18 protein-coding genes and 1 tRNA gene are annotated in these 18,693 nt (G+C 51.9%); 9 read left to right on the top strand and 10 right to left on the bottom strand.

All coding sequences use genetic code 11. The annotated features are described in order from the left end of the window. Window positions 1–22: 22 nt before the first annotated feature. Complete coding sequence (locus ACZ51B_RS04705) at window positions 23–826, top strand: hypothetical protein (RefSeq protein ID WP_464296080.1); 804 nt, start codon at window positions 23–25, stop codon at window positions 824–826. On the opposite strand, the gene ACZ51B_RS04700 is transcribed toward ACZ51B_RS04705, so the two are convergent. The 8 genes from ACZ51B_RS04700 to ACZ51B_RS04665 form a co-directional block, all read right to left on the bottom strand. Then, entirely contained in the window at window positions 816–1,682 is an 867-nt protein-coding gene (locus ACZ51B_RS04700; protein WP_464296079.1) for a hypothetical protein, read from the bottom strand. The genes ACZ51B_RS04705 and ACZ51B_RS04700 overlap by 11 nt on opposite strands. Window positions 1,683–1,725: 43 nt before the next feature. After that, on the bottom strand, window positions 1,726–3,795 hold the full coding sequence (gene ppk1, locus ACZ51B_RS04695; protein ID WP_464296078.1) for a polyphosphate kinase 1: 2,070 nt from the start codon (window positions 3,793–3,795) through the stop codon (window positions 1,726–1,728). Further along, window positions 3,783–4,733, bottom strand: coding sequence for a Ppx/GppA phosphatase family protein (locus ACZ51B_RS04690; RefSeq protein WP_464296077.1), 951 nt, complete (start codon window positions 4,731–4,733; stop codon window positions 3,783–3,785). The genes ppk1 and ACZ51B_RS04690 overlap by 13 nt, the downstream gene beginning before the upstream one ends. Window positions 4,734–4,999: 266 nt before the next feature. Beyond that, window positions 5,000–5,629 carry a hypothetical protein gene (locus ACZ51B_RS04685; RefSeq protein ID WP_464296076.1) on the bottom strand — a complete coding sequence of 210 codons (630 nt, stop codon included), beginning with the start codon at window positions 5,627–5,629 and terminating at the stop codon, window positions 5,000–5,002. A gap of 931 nt (window positions 5,630–6,560) precedes the next feature. Beyond that, window positions 6,561–6,743 (bottom strand): hypothetical protein, encoded by a 183-nt coding sequence (locus ACZ51B_RS04680; protein WP_464296075.1) that lies wholly within the window; start codon window positions 6,741–6,743, stop codon window positions 6,561–6,563. 1,106 nt (window positions 6,744–7,849) lie between these two features. Then, window positions 7,850–8,893 (bottom strand): alkaline phosphatase family protein, encoded by a 1,044-nt coding sequence (locus tag ACZ51B_RS04675; protein ID WP_464296074.1) that lies wholly within the window; start codon window positions 8,891–8,893, stop codon window positions 7,850–7,852. A 60-nt stretch (window positions 8,894–8,953) separates the two neighbouring features. Beyond that, on the bottom strand, window positions 8,954–9,190 hold the full coding sequence (locus tag ACZ51B_RS04670; protein WP_464296073.1) for a hypothetical protein: 237 nt from the start codon (window positions 9,188–9,190) through the stop codon (window positions 8,954–8,956). A gap of 11 nt (window positions 9,191–9,201) precedes the next feature. Next, window positions 9,202–10,077 (bottom strand): prepilin-type N-terminal cleavage/methylation domain-containing protein, encoded by an 876-nt coding sequence (locus ACZ51B_RS04665; RefSeq protein WP_464296072.1) that lies wholly within the window; start codon window positions 10,075–10,077, stop codon window positions 9,202–9,204. Window positions 10,078–10,322: 245 nt separating this feature from the next. On the opposite strand from ACZ51B_RS04665, the gene ACZ51B_RS04660 reads away from it, so the two are divergent. From ACZ51B_RS04660 to ACZ51B_RS04645, 4 genes are all read left to right on the top strand, one after another. Then, window positions 10,323–11,444, top strand: a complete 1,122-nt coding sequence (locus ACZ51B_RS04660; RefSeq protein ID WP_464296071.1) for a GntR family transcriptional regulator — start codon at window positions 10,323–10,325, stop codon at window positions 11,442–11,444. Between the two features lie 32 nt (window positions 11,445–11,476). Next, window positions 11,477–12,253, top strand: coding sequence for a prepilin-type N-terminal cleavage/methylation domain-containing protein (locus ACZ51B_RS04655; RefSeq protein ID WP_464296070.1), 777 nt, complete (start codon window positions 11,477–11,479; stop codon window positions 12,251–12,253). A gap of 3 nt (window positions 12,254–12,256) precedes the next feature. Further along, entirely contained in the window at window positions 12,257–12,454 is a 198-nt protein-coding gene (locus ACZ51B_RS04650; RefSeq protein ID WP_464296069.1) for a hypothetical protein, read from the top strand. A gap of 61 nt (window positions 12,455–12,515) precedes the next feature. Then, on the top strand, window positions 12,516–13,751 hold the full coding sequence (locus tag ACZ51B_RS04645) for a glycosyl hydrolase family 28-related protein (protein ID WP_464296068.1): 1,236 nt from the start codon (window positions 12,516–12,518) through the stop codon (window positions 13,749–13,751). Here ACZ51B_RS04645 and ACZ51B_RS04640 read toward each other — a convergent pair. Next, window positions 13,726–14,496 (bottom strand): inositol monophosphatase family protein, encoded by a 771-nt coding sequence (locus ACZ51B_RS04640; protein WP_464296067.1) that lies wholly within the window; start codon window positions 14,494–14,496, stop codon window positions 13,726–13,728. The genes ACZ51B_RS04645 and ACZ51B_RS04640 overlap by 26 nt on opposite strands. A gap of 59 nt (window positions 14,497–14,555) precedes the next feature. On the opposite strand from ACZ51B_RS04640, the gene ACZ51B_RS04635 reads away from it, so the two are divergent. The 4 genes from ACZ51B_RS04635 (at window position 14,556) to ACZ51B_RS04620 (ending at window position 17,181) form a co-directional block, all read left to right on the top strand. Further along, window positions 14,556–14,630 (top strand) — tRNA-Gly (locus ACZ51B_RS04635). A gap of 927 nt (window positions 14,631–15,557) precedes the next feature. Continuing rightward, window positions 15,558–15,968, top strand: a complete 411-nt coding sequence (locus ACZ51B_RS04630) for a hypothetical protein (RefSeq protein WP_464296066.1) — start codon at window positions 15,558–15,560, stop codon at window positions 15,966–15,968. Between the two features lie 89 nt (window positions 15,969–16,057). Further along, on the top strand, window positions 16,058–16,432 hold the full coding sequence (locus ACZ51B_RS04625; RefSeq protein WP_464296065.1) for a hypothetical protein: 375 nt from the start codon (window positions 16,058–16,060) through the stop codon (window positions 16,430–16,432). Window positions 16,433–16,698: 266 nt separating this feature from the next. Beyond that, window positions 16,699–17,181, top strand: coding sequence for a hypothetical protein (locus ACZ51B_RS04620; RefSeq protein WP_464296064.1), 483 nt, complete (start codon window positions 16,699–16,701; stop codon window positions 17,179–17,181). An 857-nt stretch (window positions 17,182–18,038) separates the two neighbouring features. Here ACZ51B_RS04620 and ACZ51B_RS04615 read toward each other — a convergent pair. Then, window positions 18,039–18,638 carry a hypothetical protein gene (locus ACZ51B_RS04615; protein ID WP_464296063.1) on the bottom strand — a complete coding sequence of 200 codons (600 nt, stop codon included), beginning with the start codon at window positions 18,636–18,638 and terminating at the stop codon, window positions 18,039–18,041. Window positions 18,639–18,693 lie beyond the last annotated feature (55 nt).

Raw genomic sequence — 18,693 nt, 5'->3', positions numbered from 1 at the left:
GGTGTTGGCGGATAATAGCACCGTGGCATCTACCGAGCAAACGTCGTTAGAAAGATTCGTCCGAACCCGTGGCAAGCAACTCCTAGGGCACAACCAATACGGAGCAACCTCCAAGACCCAAATCATCTTTGGAAAGGCACTCGTCGTGGCCGGTTTGTTGTTGGTCTCCATTGGGAGCTCAAAGGAACTTTTCTATGTTGCCGTCGGCCCACTCATCGCAGGATTCACCAACCTTGCAGTAGGGATCACCTCTTACCGTAGAAGCCGTCAACCAGAAATGGCAGAGGTGCAACTTACTTCGGAAGCCAAACAATTACTCAAGAAACTTGACCGTAAATACACTGGCTTAAACTACTTCGTTAACCACCCTGCGACGGCAACACAGACAAACCTCTTTCAAGAAACGTTAGCACACCAAACGAATAACCCCATCCCTCAAGTCCTGGATATCCTAGAAGAAGCAACCTATCAATACAACCGAATCGCTGGCACCCTCAAAACCGCAAGCTCGCAGCTCAACAACATGACCAGCAAAATCCTGGCAGCGGCAGACCAGACAATCCTTGACATCTTCCACCAAGCGGCACTCTACGACCAGTTCCCAGAAGGAAGCCAAGCCGCCGCTACCCGAATCAGAACCCAAATCCAAAACCTGCAAGAACTAGCCGATAGAATCGAGCAAATGACAACCCAGGAGCCATCCCTCACAGAAAAGCTCGGCTACAGAAACTCAATGGACGAAGTCCTCGACGAGCTCCGCATGGACCAGTTGGCGCGCACAGAACTAAGAACCACCACACGCCAAGACCAGGACACTACTGCTTAATCGGAACTTCGCAAATCTGGCACGGCGACATCTCCGACGACGTCAGAATAGCCGTCCCGTCGCTAGAGTAAGTGATCCCCTCACCCTGAGGATCCAACATCAACTTCACCGGAGTCGGAGACGACTTCCACCAGTTCCGAACATCACGCCCAACCGCAAACTCATACCCAGCAAGATATGTCCTCAAAATCACATACTTGCCATCAGGAGAAAAAGCCCCACCTGTTAGTAGCCGCGCATACTTATTCGCACCGCTAATCTTGATCTCCCCAAGACGAGTCAGCGTATATTCACCACTCGGCTTGTCTCCAGGCAATACAAACACCTCAGACGGCTTCTCAGGCTCCTTGGTGACGATGTAGATGTCACCCGAAACGGGATGCACCAAAAGTGTCTCCGCATTGTGAGCTCCGTTGGGATACTTCAAAACATAGGTCCGGTCACACGATACTGACCCGCTGCCTTCACTAGCCTTCGGCTCAACAACTCGATACACCGAAACAGAACCTCTCTTAGACCGATTGTCGCCAATGTCTCCAAGGAACAAATACGGCTTGCCATGCAACTTGGCCGACGCCATATCCTCCCAGTCAATCGCCTCGGCGTTCCGTACATCAAAAGTGCCAGTCACCTTCCCGTCAGTAGAGAACCGGAAGAAGCGCGCGGTATCGCCACTATCGTTGTGAGTGTAATAAACATCCTTCTGAGTCCGACTCGGCGCAATCCCGCTGCTCTCATTAACCTCAGGCGCACTGATTTTGCAGCGAAGGATGGGCTGTCCAAAGGTTCTAGTGGACGTATCAGAAGTCAGCCCGAAGCTACCAACAAGCGAGCACACAAGGAGGAGGTTTCTCAACACTCCTCCATGGTACGTCCTACCAGCAGTCGTAGTCGATACTTTAACGAGGGAAGAACGTTTTCGTAGCGGGGTGCTTCATGAAGTACTCCTGGCTATCAAACACCTTTTCGCCAGGCTTAGGCGCGCGCTTCTCATACGTCCCATCCGGCATCAACGTCCAAGACTTCACGTTGTCCTTAAGGCACGTATCCAAAATATCCCGCAGATACTTGATGTGAGGCTTCCGCTCAACCGGAACCAACACCTCAATGCGACGGTCCAAGTTTCGTCGCATGGCGTCAGCGCTACCAATCAGCACCTCAGGCTCGCCCCCGTTCTCGAAGTAGTAGATGCGACTATGCTCCAAGAACCGACCCACAATGCTGTTCACGCGGATGTTCTCACTCATCCCCTTCACACCAGGCCGAATGCAGCAAACACCGCGAACCACAAGGTCCACCTTAACCCCAGCCGCACTCGCCTCATACAAAGCCTCAATCACCTCAGGATCCACAAGAGCATTCAACTTGAAAGTAATACGCCCCTGACCCTTCTTCTTGTGACTCACAATCTCCCGCCGAATGCGATCCAGAATCCCCTCACGCAAATTAAGCGGAGCGACCAGTAGCTTGCGATAATGCGTCTGCTTGCTAAAGCCGGTCAAATAGTTAAACAGCTCAGCAACGTCTTGGCAGATAGCCTCATTACTGGTGAACAGCCCAATATCCGTGTACATCCGGGCGGTTGAAGGGTTGTAGTTCCCCGTCCCAATATGGGCATAAGTCTTAATCCCACCGCGCTCTCGCCGAACCACGATCGCAAGCTTGCAGTGCGTCTTCATCTCCGGGAACCCGTAAGTGACGTGCACACCAGCCCGCTCCAAAGCTCGAGCCCAAACCAGGTTGTTACTCTCGTCAAACCGCGCCTTCAACTCGACCATCGCAGCGACCTGCTTGCCCTCTTCAGCCGCATCCAGCAAGCTCTCAACAATAGGAGACTCAGCCCCCACCCGATACAAGGTCTGCTTAATGCCAATTACTTCAGCATCCTTGGCCGCACTCGCCACAAACCCTTCCACACAGCGGAAACTGTCGTAAGGGTGATGCAGCAAAACATCGCTGTGCTTGATACTCTCAAACAACGACTTCCCATCAACCAACTGCTCCGGTGCATTGGGAACATAAGGCGGATAACGAAGCCCCGGCTTATCAATCCGATACAGCTCCCAAAACACGCTCAGCCCCATCACGCCATCAAGGCTGAACACATCGTCATCGTCCAGCTTCAACATGCCCATCAGCCGCTTTCGAATGTGAGCAGGCATAGACGAAGCACACTCCAAAAGAACCGGATCACCAAAACGACGGAGCCTCAACGTCTCTTCAATGCTCGCGATAAGGTCAGCCGCTTCCAGCTCCCGAATCTCAACGTCCGCATCTCGCAAAACACGGAACATGTGCGCCCCAAGAACATCCACCCCTGGGAACAAGGTCTGGAGGTTATTGCAAATGATCTCCTCCAGCAGCACAAACTCGTTCTTCCGACCCGTCAACCGAATCGCCCGAGGCAACACCGTCGGGACCTTCACCCGCGCCAACCGCGTATCGCCCGACTTGTCGCTCACCTCAACCGCAATGTTCAGCGATCGATTCGAAATGAACGGCGTAGAAGTCGCCGGATACAACATCAGCGGAGTACAAAGCGGGAAAACCTCGCGAGCAAAATAAGCATCCAGATCTTTCCGCTGCTTATCCGTCAACGAAGCATAGGTTCGCAAGTGAATCCCAGCCTTCTCCATCTGAGGCATGATCGATTCCCGAAACACCTGCTCAGCACGCCGCCGCTGGGGAAGAGCAGCCTCCGCAATCTGTTGCAGCTGCTCATTCGGAGTAAGCCCATCAGGCGAAGTCTCCAGAACACCACTCTCAAACTGTTCAATCAGACCGCTAACCCGGACCATGTAAAACTCGTCCAGATTAGATTCAAAAATGGCAAGAAACTTAAGCCGCTCCAACAGAGGATTCAGCGGGTTCGCAGCCTCTTCCAAAACCCGCTTGTTGAACTGCAGCCAGCTAAGCTCCCGATTCAGATATCGATGCGAGGAGTCGTCTGGTAACTTCAAACCTGGCAAGGCTTCACCTTCCCAGCTGCCAATTCGAGAATGGCTCCCTCTCGAATCCCAAATTCACTAATCACCAACTGCTTAAGCCCAAACTTATTCATCAGCGCCCGGTAGACAAGCGCCCCAGGCAGCAACGTGCCCGCGCGCTTTGCCTTCACTCCAAATCTAGCTACGATTCTATCCACCGACAGACGTTCCGTTGACCAAACAATGTAGTCAATCTCGTCAATCGAAAGCAGCTTTTCACCATCCGGATGAAGCGCGCGCCAAAGCCCACGCACCACACCGCCGCAAGCAACCGCCACACCACCCGTGTGCTCAATCTGACACCGATCCAAAACCGACGCAATGTAGTTCTCAGCAGCCCGGCGCGCAAGGTCACTGCAAGGACTCGTAATCCCAGACTCAGCAATTACACGCCCCGTACCAAGCGGCAGGCTCTCTTCCTGCTCAAAGCCCTTCTTCTTCAGCTTCCCGATCTGGGCACTACCACCCCCAACCTCAAACATCAGCTCCGGACCAATATTCCGAGAATCAAGCCCAATGCCGCGCAAAGAAAGCTCAGCCTCCTTCTTGGGCGAGATAATCTCAACCTTGATCCCCGTTTCAGACTGAATCTTCTTCAGGATCTGCTGATGGTTCTGAGCCATCCGCATCCCCTCAGTGGCAAAAACATAAAGCCCCTGAGCCTGCTTATCCTTAGCGACCCTCTTAAACTCTTTGATCACCATCACAAGCTGCTGAGCCTGCTCTTTGGGAACCACTCCCTGCCGAGCAACCATCTCCCCAAGAGGGATCCACTCGTTGTAGTTGTCTATCCTCATCACCAACTCACCGTCGGTGGCGGCTACAAGTAGGTGAGCAGTGTTGCTGCCAATGTCGGCGGCGGCGAAAACACGGGTCATCTCCTGGAGCGTACCGGGTTCCAGCAGTGTTAAGACCCGCAACCTCCCCGGATTCCCAAAAATAGCCCCCTCCGCCCCATCATCTCAAGCTTTCTGGGACGTTTAATAAGCCGGATCTTGATGAGCGGTCAGGTAGTGGAGAAGCTACGTCAATGAAGGTTGGTCACCCCAACCTGCCCCACTCAAGGTCGAACCAACCGCGCATGGAAAACCCACCAGAAGACTGGCTGCGACGTCAGAAACGAAAAGTCAGCGGGTTGAACTACCAAACCTGACAGTCCGCGCACTGGATCGCGGTAAGGGCGCGCTTAGTCCTCTAGTGCCGTATAGATCTCTCGACCAGTGGCGATAACCTTATCAATCTTGGTGAGGGCCGCCTTCATGGTCTCTTTTAGTGCGTTTTTGGACTGCTTCGTTACCACTTGGTTCATCGCGTCTTCAATATCCTGTATTTTCTGTATCTTTTCAGCGATGTCCAGCTGCATCCGGTAGGCACTAAGGCCGCTGTTCAGACGGTTGCCCGAGCCATCTTCAAGATGAAGCTGGTTAAGATAGGTCTTGATCGCGTTTAGTGACTGTAAGAGCTCTTTGTTGCCCCTATTTACTTCTCGTGCATCTTGTCGAACCCGATTTGCGTATTTGGCCGGCACGGTCTCGTTAATTTTCGTGTTCTGAAGAGCTCGGTTTACACTGGATTCAAGGGCCCGATTTGACAGTCCAAGGGATTCAGCAGCATCTTCAAGCTTGCCGACCAACGGGCGCATCTGTTCCTTATTAATCTCGTTCTGGTGCTTTTTAGCGATATCTAAGACTGCAGAGACTACCTCCTGCGCAGATGAGATGATTTTGCTAAGGAAGTCCTCAGCATGCGCTGGAGCAAAAGAGGAGAGAATCAAACAAAAAATAACTAATGACAAGCGAAAAGTGCTTCTACCCACGGTCTTCCTCACTCGGTTTCTTAGATCTGTAAATTCCTAAACCAATACAGATTGCCACCCATATCAAAAATGCTGGCGAAAAACTATCCTGGAAGCGAGTGTTGACTGGTGGTCCAGATCGCGCATATTGATCACAAATGAGCCACAACACAATGAACCCAATAGTGATTAGGGAGCCAGTCACCGTAGCGACGGATTTTTTATCCTTCGCTTTCGAGAAAAGTCCTTTTATGCGACCAAAGACCGAGCCGCTATCTTCGTCTCCTAGCATAGTTACTGCAAATAATATTCTCTCGTTCTCTTTCTGTCAATAAGTTTCCGACGTCACCACACGTTTTCTAATAGCCACTGGACTGAAATCTCGATACAGTTTCCAAGCCAGGAATTCTCAGTCCTAAACAAAAGCTATGGACCACCAAAAGTGAGCTAGTTGGAGTTCGCTATCACGCGATTTCAGAGTCACTTCTGGATCGGTGGATCCAGCAATACCGTGCCAAAGGTGAAGAGACTTTTAGCGATGAGGCTTGGCGACCAAGCGTGAACACACCAGAAGCCAAGATTCGTGAACTCGAATCCTATCTGGGCCGTGCTCACTTGGAGATTGAATTTCTAAAGGAAGCTTTGGGAACGCTCAGTCCACGGTCCGGGAAAAGCGAGAAGTGATTCTGTCTCGAAAGCCTCCTGTTTCGGTTCAAGCGGCTTGCCGTTTGCTTGGCATCTCGCGGGCGAGTTTGTTGAGTTCTAAAACAACTCCCGTCCCATTTCGTCACTCGGCGGCCACAACCCCGCAACTATCGAAGAGACTTACTTCGTAAAATCAAGACCAGAATAGTGTCTCAAGATTTGGGCTCAGTTCAGCCTGCCAAAAAATCGAACCAAACGCCCAAACCAACGCCTCCGGCCCCTTTCCTTTCGTCCCCGAGAGGAGATTCTATGTTGGGTTGTCAATATTGGGTCCGTTCTTTTGTATGAACGGACCCTTTTGCTTGTAAACGCTCCATGCAACACGCAGCAGCTTTCTGGCGAGGATGACGTAGCTTTCGGTGCTGGAGAGTCCCTTGGCACGTTGGTTTGTGTAGTAGGGTTTCCATGCATCAATTCCAAGACTTAACATGCTCTGCTCCTTTGAGTCAGAGCGGGTAGCAACCCTTCCCACGAGACCTTGCAGAGCATCGGCGGACTTGTCTAAGCCGCGGCATTCCTCATCGGCGTTCTAAGAAGGGCGGAAGCGGTCTCCTCTCGTCTGACAATGCAGAAAAGGACAACGGAGGCTTACCGCCCTGACTCACCTCAAAGATTCCCACATCTAGAGGCACAACATGAACATACAAAGGTGGGGATAGGAGAGTCCGGATGCTAACCAAAATCCACGAACCCCCGCTCTGACTCCTTCCTAGCCGAGACAACGAAAGAAGAGTCCCCCGACCTCCACCAACTTGACTAAGAGCAAACAAAGAACGGAAACCCATCCGGAACCCCTCTCTCCCCCGAATTCTCCGGAATTTGGGGGAGAGAGCCGGAGTGAGGGGGCAAAACCTACCAAATACCACCCGATTTCCAATCCAACGACAAGTCAGCGCGAAGATCGGTAAACGTAAGCCTAGACGGAAACGCAATGCCAACGGCGTGCTGCGAATGCAGCCCGTGGACAGTAACCGTCACGATCCCTACCACCAACCCCACAAACCACGTCCGGATAGCTCTGAAGGAGCGACCTATATAAGCCCAGGTCGGAGCGAAGCGCAGGCCTGGGAAAGCGCAGCTTTAAAATAGGGGTGGGGTGCGGCGAACGCAGCACCAGGGCGGGGACCATCACTGTCCCTTCCTTATAAAAAAACAGAGGAACTAAGCCAAGCACACAAACCTCAACCTCCGGCACCTTTCCTTTCGTCCCCGAGAGGAAAGGCAGGTATTGGGACTCCGGCCCCCGCCCGCCTACCTTGCATCGGTGCGGGAGCAGGGCAGGCTGAAGGTGGACAACCTACCAAACCCGAAAACAGGATCAATTCCAAGCACCCGATCCGGCTGACCCCGGCAGGTGTCAAAGCGCATTAGCCTGGGCGTCGAAGACCCCAGGCCAGCTCCGAATATTCCCCGACTCTGGAGGAGTCGCAGAACTTCAGCCACGAGATGAGAAGATCATCCATGCCCCATAGACCGCTGTCCGGACGTACGGGAGTGGCCGGAATGAGGAAGGAACATTCCAACCCCAAACCCGGCCTAAGGCGCAACCGCCGAAATCGGCCGACCCGCCTTCGGCTGAAACTGGTTGAAATCGTAACCCACCAACCGAGCCAACGTCGCCGCCATCTGAGAGTTCGTCACCGTCGGAACCTGCTTCATCTCACCAAGAGGAGCCACACCAGAACCCATAAACGCAATGAACGTCCCCTCCGAACCCGGAATGTTGTCCCCATGATCGTCCCACTGACTCCCAGCACCCCGACCATGGTCGCAAGACAACGCCAAAATTGTGTTGTTCCGATACTGAGGCATCGACTGCAACGTCTCCCAAAGCTCCTTCAAATACGCATCAAACCGATTCGCAGCCGTCAAATACAGGTCGTACTTCTTCTCATGAGCCCACTCATCTGTCTCACCTAAAGCCAAGAACAACACACGAGGCCGATTCAATTTCGTGTACTCAAGCGCGGTATGAAAAGCCACCGTGTCATAAGGCTCATCATCCCAAAGCCGAGGAAACTCAGCCTTCACCCGGTTCAACTGCCGAATCTCAGCATTGGACTTGCCCTCAGTCAATGGCGCATAACCACTGCACTCCGTAAACCCACACCGCTTGTGGTTCAACACAAAAGAGATAATCTCCGAAGCCCCAAAAGCCGCCGTCCGACCCTTGTACTCAGGCTTCTTGTTCAACCACTCAAACACAGAAACATTCGGGTTCGGATTAAACTCGTTGCTGCTCACTCGAGGATCCGGATAACCCGAAACCGTCTCGTTAAACCCAGGGAAAGTGAACTTCAAAGGGTTCGCCACCTGCGCCACACTGCCAAGAGCCTGGTTCCCATAAACCTGACCCTGCTTCGCAACCACAGACCAATAAAACGGCATCAAAGCCTCACGACGAGCCTCAACCGTATCCCGCCAAAACCGCTGCTTAATCGTCCGATCCTTCAAAGGATCAATAAGCGCCTTATCAGCACCCTGATAAACCTCCTGCCACCGAAGACCATCGGTCATCACAACCACAATGTTCTTGGGAGCAGGCGCAACAGCGAGACAAAAGAGAAGGGAAGTTAACATAAAACGTACCGGATAAATGGAAACGGGGTGAGGCAACAAATGCCACACCCCAAGTGAATATTAGCGACCAGAAGCCTGCATTCTAGCGACTTCTTTCGCACGCATCTCAGCGATCTTCGCCTGAGCATCCGCGCTCCCCTTTCGGTTAGCAGGGTCTCGCTCGGCAATCGCTTCGGGACTATTGAAGTTCTTCGTCGCGCTCGACTCCTCCATCTGAGGACGAATCACAAACACGAACAGCCCAATAAGAATAACCACCACCCCAACGCCAACGGCGATCATAGGGTGGACGTTCATCTGACCCTTTTTCAGAACTCAGCTCCCTGAGGAACCTGCTCCATGTTCCACTGCTCGCCCTTCAAGCTCGAAGACTTCACACCCTTCGCGTGACCGTCAAGCCAAACAATGTTCATCACGCCGCCAAACCGAGTAGGCATCGTCGGAATCAAAGTGCTGTTCTCCAATTTCGATCCGCCACTCAAAAGAACCTGAGCCGTAACCTCGCCGCCGTCCAAAACAGGCTTGCCCTTCGAAGCCTTGTCAGAAGCTGAAAGCGTTGGCCAAAGCGACACAATGTCGTTCCAGTTGTTCAAATCTTGGAAAATGCCAGGGTTCGAATCGTAGAACCAAATCGTATTCGCCACGTTCGCCGCCTGAGTCTGTGAAACAGGTGTCTGCGTAGGATCTGGAACCGAAGCATTCCCAGCACAGCCACCAGCCAAGTAGTTTCCAGGAGGAGTACCGCCACCCGTGTTGGTCGCCGCGTCATACATCTTCGGCAAGTCGTCGTTCGAAGAGTTATCGTTGATCGAATAACCCTGGTAAGGGTACTGAGGCAAACCAGGACTCGTGAACATGTCCTTGCTCTTTACAAACGGGAACAACAGCTCAGGCCAAGTCCGCCAGTTGTTACTCCAAAGAGGGCTGCCGAAAGGCCGGTTATCCGCGCCGTTCAGGCCGCAAGTCCGAAGCGCAGGGCTGATCAACGTGTCGTCGTAATCGCCGATATACATCAAACCAGCAGTACCAATCTGCTTCAAGTTAGACATATCCGTCGTCTTCTTAGCAGCCATCTTCGCCTGAGCAAAGACAGGGAACAGGATCGCAGCAAGAATCGCAATAATTGCAATCACGACAAGAAGTTCAATGAGGGTAAACGCGCTCTGACGCAGATTCGATTTCATACAATTTCCTTATGCCCTGCCAACTGAAACCGCTGGCTTCTACTGATTTGTTCAATCAAATAAGGCGTTGAAAGTATGTCAAGCCATCTGTTAAATAACCGTTAATAACATTGTTAAGCTTTCCCGTGTCAGCTAAACCCACTACACGCAAACTGACCGTTCAGTAGATAGATACTGGCAACGCTCCATACAAAATCCCAAAAAATAACTTGTCTGATGTCTGACGTCTGATGTATAGTGCAGCCATGCTATCCGACCGGATCGAATCTCTGAGCAAGCCGCAACTGCTCCGCAACGCCCTCCTCGACGCGTTGAAGCACGGAACACTCAAAGCCGGAGACAAACTCCCGTCAGAGCCCGAACTCATCACCCAATACGGAGTCAGCCGAGCCACCGTCCGAGAAGCCATCATCTCCCTCGAACAAGAAGGCTGGGTCCGCCGGCTGCAAGGCAAAGGCACCTACGTCAACGAAAGACCCAAAGTCCACCGAACCGTAGCAGTCATCGCCCCCTACCTCTATGCCAACGAATCCCCAGACTTCCGAGCAGGCACCGACGTCGTCCCGCTCCTCATGCAGTCCATCGAACACCACGCCCGCAAACGAGGGGTGAACATCATGCTCTACCTCGACAACCTCGAAGTAGAGACCGAACGAGAAAACATCCTCAACGTCATCGAAAGAGGCATCGACGGCATCCTCATGATCTACATTGGAGGCAACGAAAACCTCGACTGCATCCAAAAAATCCAGGAAGCCGGCATCCCCCTAGTCCTCTTCGACCGCTACATCGAGGAACTCCCCGTAGACGCCGTCCTCAGCGACAACATCACCGGATCCCACCGAGCCACCCTCAAATTCTGCGACGCAGGCTTCACCAACATCTCCTACATCACCGGCCCCATCGACAGCACCGTCCTAAGAGATCGCCTCCAGGGCTACCAAAACGCCGTCCAAGAGCGCAGCCTCCAGCCAAACGTCATCGAACTCATCCAAGACACAGGCGAAGGAGCCGACCGCCCCAACTACGACCGAGCACGCGAACTCGTCTCCAAACTCCAGTTCCCAACCGCCATCTTCACCGCAGACGCAACCCGACTCGCACTCATCCTCCAGATCGTCGAAGAACTCGGAATCCCAAGAGACCAATACGCAATCGGCTGCTTCGACGAGCCCTACCTCAACACACCCGATGACCTCATGCTCGTCAAAGTCCTCCAACCGCTCAGAGAAATCGGACGAAACGCAGTCGATCTAACCCTCGAAAAAATCGAACAAGAGGACGCAAACAAAACCCAAAGCAACAACCGCATCCTCTTACCCCCAGAAATCATCACCTTGGGACTACATCCGCAATCAGTTTCCTAAACGCATATTAATTCTCACAGTGGAGAAACCTTATGAAAGATCATAACTTAAAGAGAGGGTTCACCCTCATCGAGCTACTTGTTGTCATAGCGATCATCGCGATCCTCGCTGCCATCCTTTTCCCAGTGTTCGCACAGGCCAAAATGGCCGCCAAATCCATCACCTGTGTCTCCAACCAAAAGCAGATCGGCACCGCCTTCCAAATGTACATCGGCGACAACGATGACAACTTCCCAGTGGTCTATCGAGCCGATGCCGACGCCAACCAAGACTGGACCGGAGAACTCGCCAGCGGATTCTGGGCACCCGGCAGCGATCAACAAATCGCCTACGCCAAAACCCACTCCATCCGGGCCCTCTTCAACCCCTACCTAAAGAACGACCAAATCTGGATCTGCCCCAGCGATAGCAGCTCAAACGTCAACTACAAAATTAGTTCCTGGTTCACCAGCTACGTCTACCGCTTCTACATGTTCTACACCTTCAGCGGAGCAGCAGGCGGAGACCAAGCAAACCGTCTCTACAACCTCAGCAGCTTCACAGCACCCTCCAACACCTGGATCTTCAACGAAGCAATCCCCTACCACGACATGCGATCCCAAGCCAACATCCCCCAAGGATATGCAGGCTGCTGCTGGATGCCCAACGTCAAAATGAACCTCGTCTTCATGGACTCCCACGCCAAATCGATGCCCATCGATAAAGCTCTCTCCTCAGGACACTGGCCCACACCGCAACTCATCTCCTACGACAAAAACTGGCCAAGACTCGGCTGGACCAACGGCTGGCCAAACCCAGATACGGACTAATCCATGAGAGAAAAACCCCAACTCCCCATGTGGCAAGTAGTCACAGCCATCTCAGCAGTCGTCCTCGCAGTAGCGCTCTGGTTCAAGCTGGGAAGCCTCCCTGGCGAGGCCAGCAAAGAAGAACTCTCCCAGTTGAGATCCAACCAAAGAAAGTTCTCCACAGCCACCCTGCAAGACACCCCACAAACCGCACAAAGGTAGCCCCCAAGGGCGAGTCCCCCGAAAAAAGGACTCGCCCCACTCAATTTCTAACCAAACAAAAATGATCCTACACGCGCTTTCCCTCATCGTGGCCACCATGCCCGGAGTCGTCAACGTAGCTACCTTCGGAGCAAAAGGAGACGGCATCACCGATAACACCGCCGCCTTCCAAGCAGCCCTCGATGCAGCAGGCAAGCAGCACACCACCGTCCTCGCCGAATCCGGCAACTACCGCTTCCTCGGCAAAATCAATGTCCCCGCAGGCGTCACGCTCAAAGGCTCTTGGGAATCCATCCCATCCCACGCCGGAATCCGGGACAAAGGCACCGCCAAACCCACCGACGGCGGAACAACCTTCCTAGTCGAAGGTGGCGAAGGAACAGAAGAAGGGCCGTTCCTCACGCTCAACGAAAACTCCACACTCAAAGGCATCGTCTTCTACTATCCCAAACAGTCCACAGAAGAAATCCCCAAGCCGTACCCCTACGCCATCGCCATGCGAGGCAACAACCCAGCCGTACTCGATGTCGAACTCCTCAACCCATACAACGGCATCGACGCCAGCCAAAACGCCCGACACCTCATCCGAAACGTCCACGGCCAACCCCTCAGAAGAGGCATCTACGTAGACGCCATCTACGACATCGGACGCATCGAAAACGTCCACTTTAACCCCTGGTGGAGCATGTCCAAAAAGCTCTTCCAATGGCAGCAAGAAAACGGCGAGTCGTTCATCTTCGGCCGCTCCGATTGGGAATACGTCCTCAACACCTTTAGCTTCGGATACAACATCGGCTACCGATTCATCGAAACCAAAAACGGCTCCTGCAACGGCAACTTCCTCGGCATAGGAGCAGACGACTGCTACCAAGCAGTCCGAGTCGATCAATGCGCCGCCTTCGGACTCCTCATCACCAACGGCGAGTTCACAGCCTTCCACGGACCCAACCCCACCATGGTAGAAGTCTCCCCCACATGCTCCGGCGTGGTGAGGTTCTCCAACTCAGCCTTCTGGGGCCCCTGCAACCAAATAGCCAACATCAGTGGCACAGGAACCATCGGCTTCAGCGACTGCACCTTCGTCCAATGGGACGGCAAAAACACAGGAAACGCAGCCATCAAAGCCAACGGAGGAACTCTCCTAGTCCGAGGCTGCGACTTCCGAGAAGACAAACAACACGTCGATCTTCAGCAAGGAGTCAAAAAAGCGATCCTCACCGACAACCTATCACCCAAAAACTTCCGACTAAAAGCAGCCGACAAGTCCGTCGTCACGACAAACGCGGCGGCGCAATAAACCCAGAATCCTTAGGGAAAATCAGCCAAGGCTTCTCAATCTGCTTCGGAGTGCTCAGGTCCGAAATGTCAAACACGGACCCATCCGCATACCGAACATCCGCGTCCAACTCCTGAGCAAGCGCCACACAACCGGCAATGTCATAAAGCCGCTCGCCCTTCCCAACAAGCCCCCGAAACCGCTGAGTAGCCGTGAAAGCGCCATCAATCACAAACGCCCCACAGCACCGTAGCTTCCCAGGTACCTTCGCCTCACCCAAATGCTTGGCCGTGGAGTTGTCCGCACTCACCAACTCAAACGCCTGAACCGGCCCACGAGGAATCGCAGCCAACTCCACACCGTTCTTAAAAGCCCCCTGCCCAAGCTCAGCCAGATAGAGCTCACCCAAGTCCGGCAGAAAAACCGCCCCAAGCTCAATCTTCCCATCCTTCACCAAGGCAATACTCACGCCCCACAAAGGCATGCCATAAGAGTAGTTGCTAGTCCCGTCCACAGGGTCCACAACCCAAGTCCCCGCAGGCCCCGGCTCCTCAAACCCAAACTCCTCACCCCAAAAAGCAGACTGATAAAGGAACGAGGGAAGCTCCTGCCGCAACCAAGTCTCAACCGTGCGGTCACCATTCGTAACAATCGATCCATCAGGCTTCAGTTCTCGAACCAGGTCTTCACGGGAACGTTGAGCAATCGCCCCAGCTTCCTTGATAATCCCACCCAAGTCAGCCAGGCGTTTTGATGGAGTTCGCATATTCTTTGATTATGACCCTTGCGAAATCCCCAAAAAGGGCGGTATAACATTTCTTGTAAGCGGGAGTAGCTCAGTGGTAGAGCTTCTCGTTGCCAACGAGAAGGTCGCGGGTTCGAATCTCGTCTCCCGCTCCAAATATTCGAATCTAAAAGGTCGCCAATCGGCGGCCTTTAGTCACTTATCAGGTTCCAAATCTCTCAACCGAGTGCCGTAGACTTCTCCATCACTGTACGTTCCCGGCAAAAACGGTGTACGGTAAAAACGTTAGGCATATCCTTGCGATATCCTGTAGGTGTCATTGCTGTATCTGTGCTGATAGGCAATGCAACCGCAATCACGGGAACGATCAGATCGTCGCCATGGTGATAAAAGAGGAGAATCCATGCCCCCTCGTGGAATTAAGATCGCAACAATCGTTTTTGGGATGGCCGTATTTGTATATTACGGTCTATATATCTACAAACAATCTGTCAGGTCTCCTGATCGACTGCTCGGCGAGAATGCGATGTTGGCCTTTGGTTTTGGGGTGCCTATTGTGTGCGGCTCGACAGCAATGTTCTATTGTGCTTGCAATTTTATGTTCCGCCGCAATAAGTGACTTTTCATCTCTGCTCCGAGTCGAGCCGTAACTTATTAGATGATAATAAGTGCGATGTATGTGTGACGAAACCTAGATAGAGAAAGGTGCCGATTGGATCGGTCTGGTAGTTTTCTGCTAAGTGAGTTTCAATGGCAAAGTGTTTAAGGACTTTGACTACATAAACACAAACTCAGCACCTTTAGCCAGAGGACCTATGCAGTCTAGCCTCCCATTTCGCACTTCTGGTTTCATCGACCTCATTCCCGCCAACTATAGACAGCTTGAGATCTGCATTTAGACGGACCTGTATATTCGGTTGTATTTTCTTATCAAACTGCTGGGCAAAACAGTTGGCTCTTCGGCGCCACGCAGAGTATTGTTCAACGATTGATGGTGAAGAGTTGTCAGGACGGCTTGGATGGTAGCGGCAACCCTCGTCAAGAATGCACATGCACCCCATATTGGATGGCCGTAGATTATTATGGAAAAAGTTATCACATTCACATTCACATTCAATAAGGACTCCACAGTCGAAGAACTGCTGGAAGAACACAGGTTGTCACACCATCATGTGGGAAATGACCTGGACATACTTGGCGAGGCAAGCGTATTGTTCCTTGCAGGGCACTTTCGGGAAGCAGTTATTTACTTTAACCGCGTTCAGCCGATCATAGGCGGAAACCTGGAGTTCGATCCTGAACACGCAGATGGCGAGATGGCGCGTGCGGCATACTTAGCTGCATATGAACGTGCCGAGGGTCTCTTTCGTGAAATCACAAATGAGATGGACGGAGGAACTGGGGAGGCGATGGCCGATTACTACAAGTCATTAGAAATACTTCGAAACCTCCCAGTTTCGGACCTTCTTGATGCAAGTGGTTGCTCGTATTAACCTTAGGTGCTGCAACGTGAGTGGTTTTGGTTGGCCCTTGCTGGTCACTGACTCACAGCCGCTCGACAAGAATAGAAGATAACGGAGACATGAAAGACATCATCGAGACACCAAAATGCGGCAGTTCTGTCGAAGATGTTCTTGAGATTTACCGCCAGCAATACCGGCAGCATGGAAACGACTTCGATCATCTGCAAATTTCAATGTTGATGATCCTTGGTGGGCAGTACCGCGAAGCGATGCTCTGGGCGCTGAAGGTTCAACCTACTTCAAGCCTTCCTTTAAGCATCCCAGAGGTTGTGAGCAAGTCGATGGCGCAGTCCGCCTTCTTAGATGCCGAGGTTCGTGCTCAACCCTTGTACGAGCAGGTCGCCCGTGAAATCGAAGGAGATCGCAAAAGCTATGAAACCATGGAAAACTATTTTCGCAGACTTGACGAACTGAGGAGCAATTCCGACTGGTGATCGCAATCCTAAGTGAGATGACGATATGCTAGCCGACCTAACTCGCGAGGCAGCAAAGCAGTGTAAGGCACCTGGCGAGAGGTTTACTCTTAACGGGCGAATCAAAGGCAATCCAGACGGTAATAGACAAGAATAAAAGATGACACCGCGGTAAGCGCGCGAATTGCTTTGTTCGAACGGTGTAGACCAGGCGTATCGCGATCAAAGAAGAGATCTGGATAATCGTATCCAATAGGGTATCTCGTTAATACGTAAGTAGCTTGCACATGGAATCACTAATTCATCTCAAAAAACTACCGCGAATAGCTTCTCCATCTTATGGAGGGCGACCTGGTCAAGGACACCCCGATGAGGAGTTTATCAATAAGGCTCTCAACGGAAAGCATTGGACAGATTTTTCAGAAGGATCGATTGCAGAGTTGCTGACCGACGACATACCCCTAATTTCGATCAATGCCCTGACTACCGTCCTGCCTGCCCTCATCCTTTCCGGCATCTACGTCTTGAACAAAAATAGAGAAGACTTATATCACTTTGTGGAATCTGTAGATGCGGTGCTATCTCGTGATTTCTGGCCCTCTGATTCAATCGGGGCATTGTCCCTAGCTACCAAGTACTCAGAGGAGCAAGTAGAAGAAATATTGGGTCTTTTAGATGAAATGTATTCAATATCCATAACAATGGAGTTTGGGCTTTCTGAATACTCGCGAGAAGAATGGCGTGGAGTTCTTGACACTTTAAGACCTTAGCAGCGTTAGCATCCCTGCAAATAACTTGTAAGCCATAACCGCCCACCAAGACCAACGCCCTTACTACATCAACTCAATGGCCAACTATTTCCGCAGGCCTGCCGAACTGCGGAGCAATCCCGACGGGTGACCTTCGCACAAAATACAGGAGGGAATTGCAACGGGGGCAATCATGACGATCCGACGACTTACTCCTCCCAAACCGGTCACCACATTCTGATCTAGATTCGGTCTCTCAACCGCGGGAGACACAATGGGAGGGAATGACCTTGCTGGGGACTAGAAATAGTTGTGCATTACCAGGCGACTATTAGTCATTTATCAGGTTCCTTTCCCAAGATCACCGCCGCACATGAGAACCACCAAGCCCACTACGACACAAAACACGGCACGAGATCTGATGAGATCAAGTGACCTTGGGAAAGCAGTCGCATTCTCCATAAATCCCACATCCGGGCAAATCTACAACTTGTTGCCATTGCTCACATAGATCGAAACAATCATCGGCTTCATGAAAATGGAAACGCTAAAAGCCAAAAGAAAGACCAAAAATATCTGGAAAAACCGGGTGCCTAAACTGAAACTTCTATCGCCCTTCACCCACCCAATCAAAACAGCACAATTAACAACGATCCAAACAAAAATCGTTACCACCGGGGCAAGCTCGGACATCGTGATTAAAGCTCTCAATTTGATTTCCCTTTGAAGAATATTAAGATGGTTAATCCCAATAGTGATGGTCGATCTCAGGCGTTTACGAATAACCACTCACGTTTGTCAGACTGGCCAGAAACCTATAAAAGTTTTCGAACCCAAGAACCCCTAAAAGATGCTCCCACATCAATCAGTGCATCCGTTCAAATAATCCACTTAGTTCGCCTCCATCGACGAGCCTTCCGAATGACCATTTCCACTTCTTTAAGCGCGACGGCTCGGTCACAATAGAGCGGACTCGAAACAAACTTCCCAGCATATTCAAGCTCCAACTCCTCAGAAGAGGGAAGAGATAGCTTGAGCGACTGGAGAAGGGGAAGGTAACGACTTGAATCCCTCTCACATCGGACCAAATAACGAAGTGAGCTGAACTGAACGAACCAATCCTCACACCCCAGCAGTCCCGAAACCTCTTCCGCGCAGCTGCAATCTCGATTAACCATCAGAGCAAAAATAACACTATTCAGCCTCATGGGCGAAAGCTCACTGCTGATCAGCCTTCTCAGAGTGGGAATGCTCCTTTTTCCATAGGTTCCAAGCAGAAGGATCGCGCCGCAAGCCACGTAGTCGCTTGCATCCGTCCGAACAACCTCACAGAAACACTCCGCAACCTCCACCAGAGGCCGATCAGATAAACGCAACAGCGTATCAACGCGAACTCCTCGGTCTTCGGAACTTAGATCAAGCATCATCGAGTCTCTATTGAAAGGAGTCTTCTTATGTCTAGCTTTTGGTCGTAACATTTCAGATCCCTACTTCTCAAAGGCGTTAGGATTGTAACGTAGGTGGGAATTGCTT

The sequence above is a fragment of the Fimbriimonas sp. LA-C6 genome (assembly GCF_055398105.1).
This window is presented reverse-complemented; position numbering and strand designations above follow the sequence as displayed.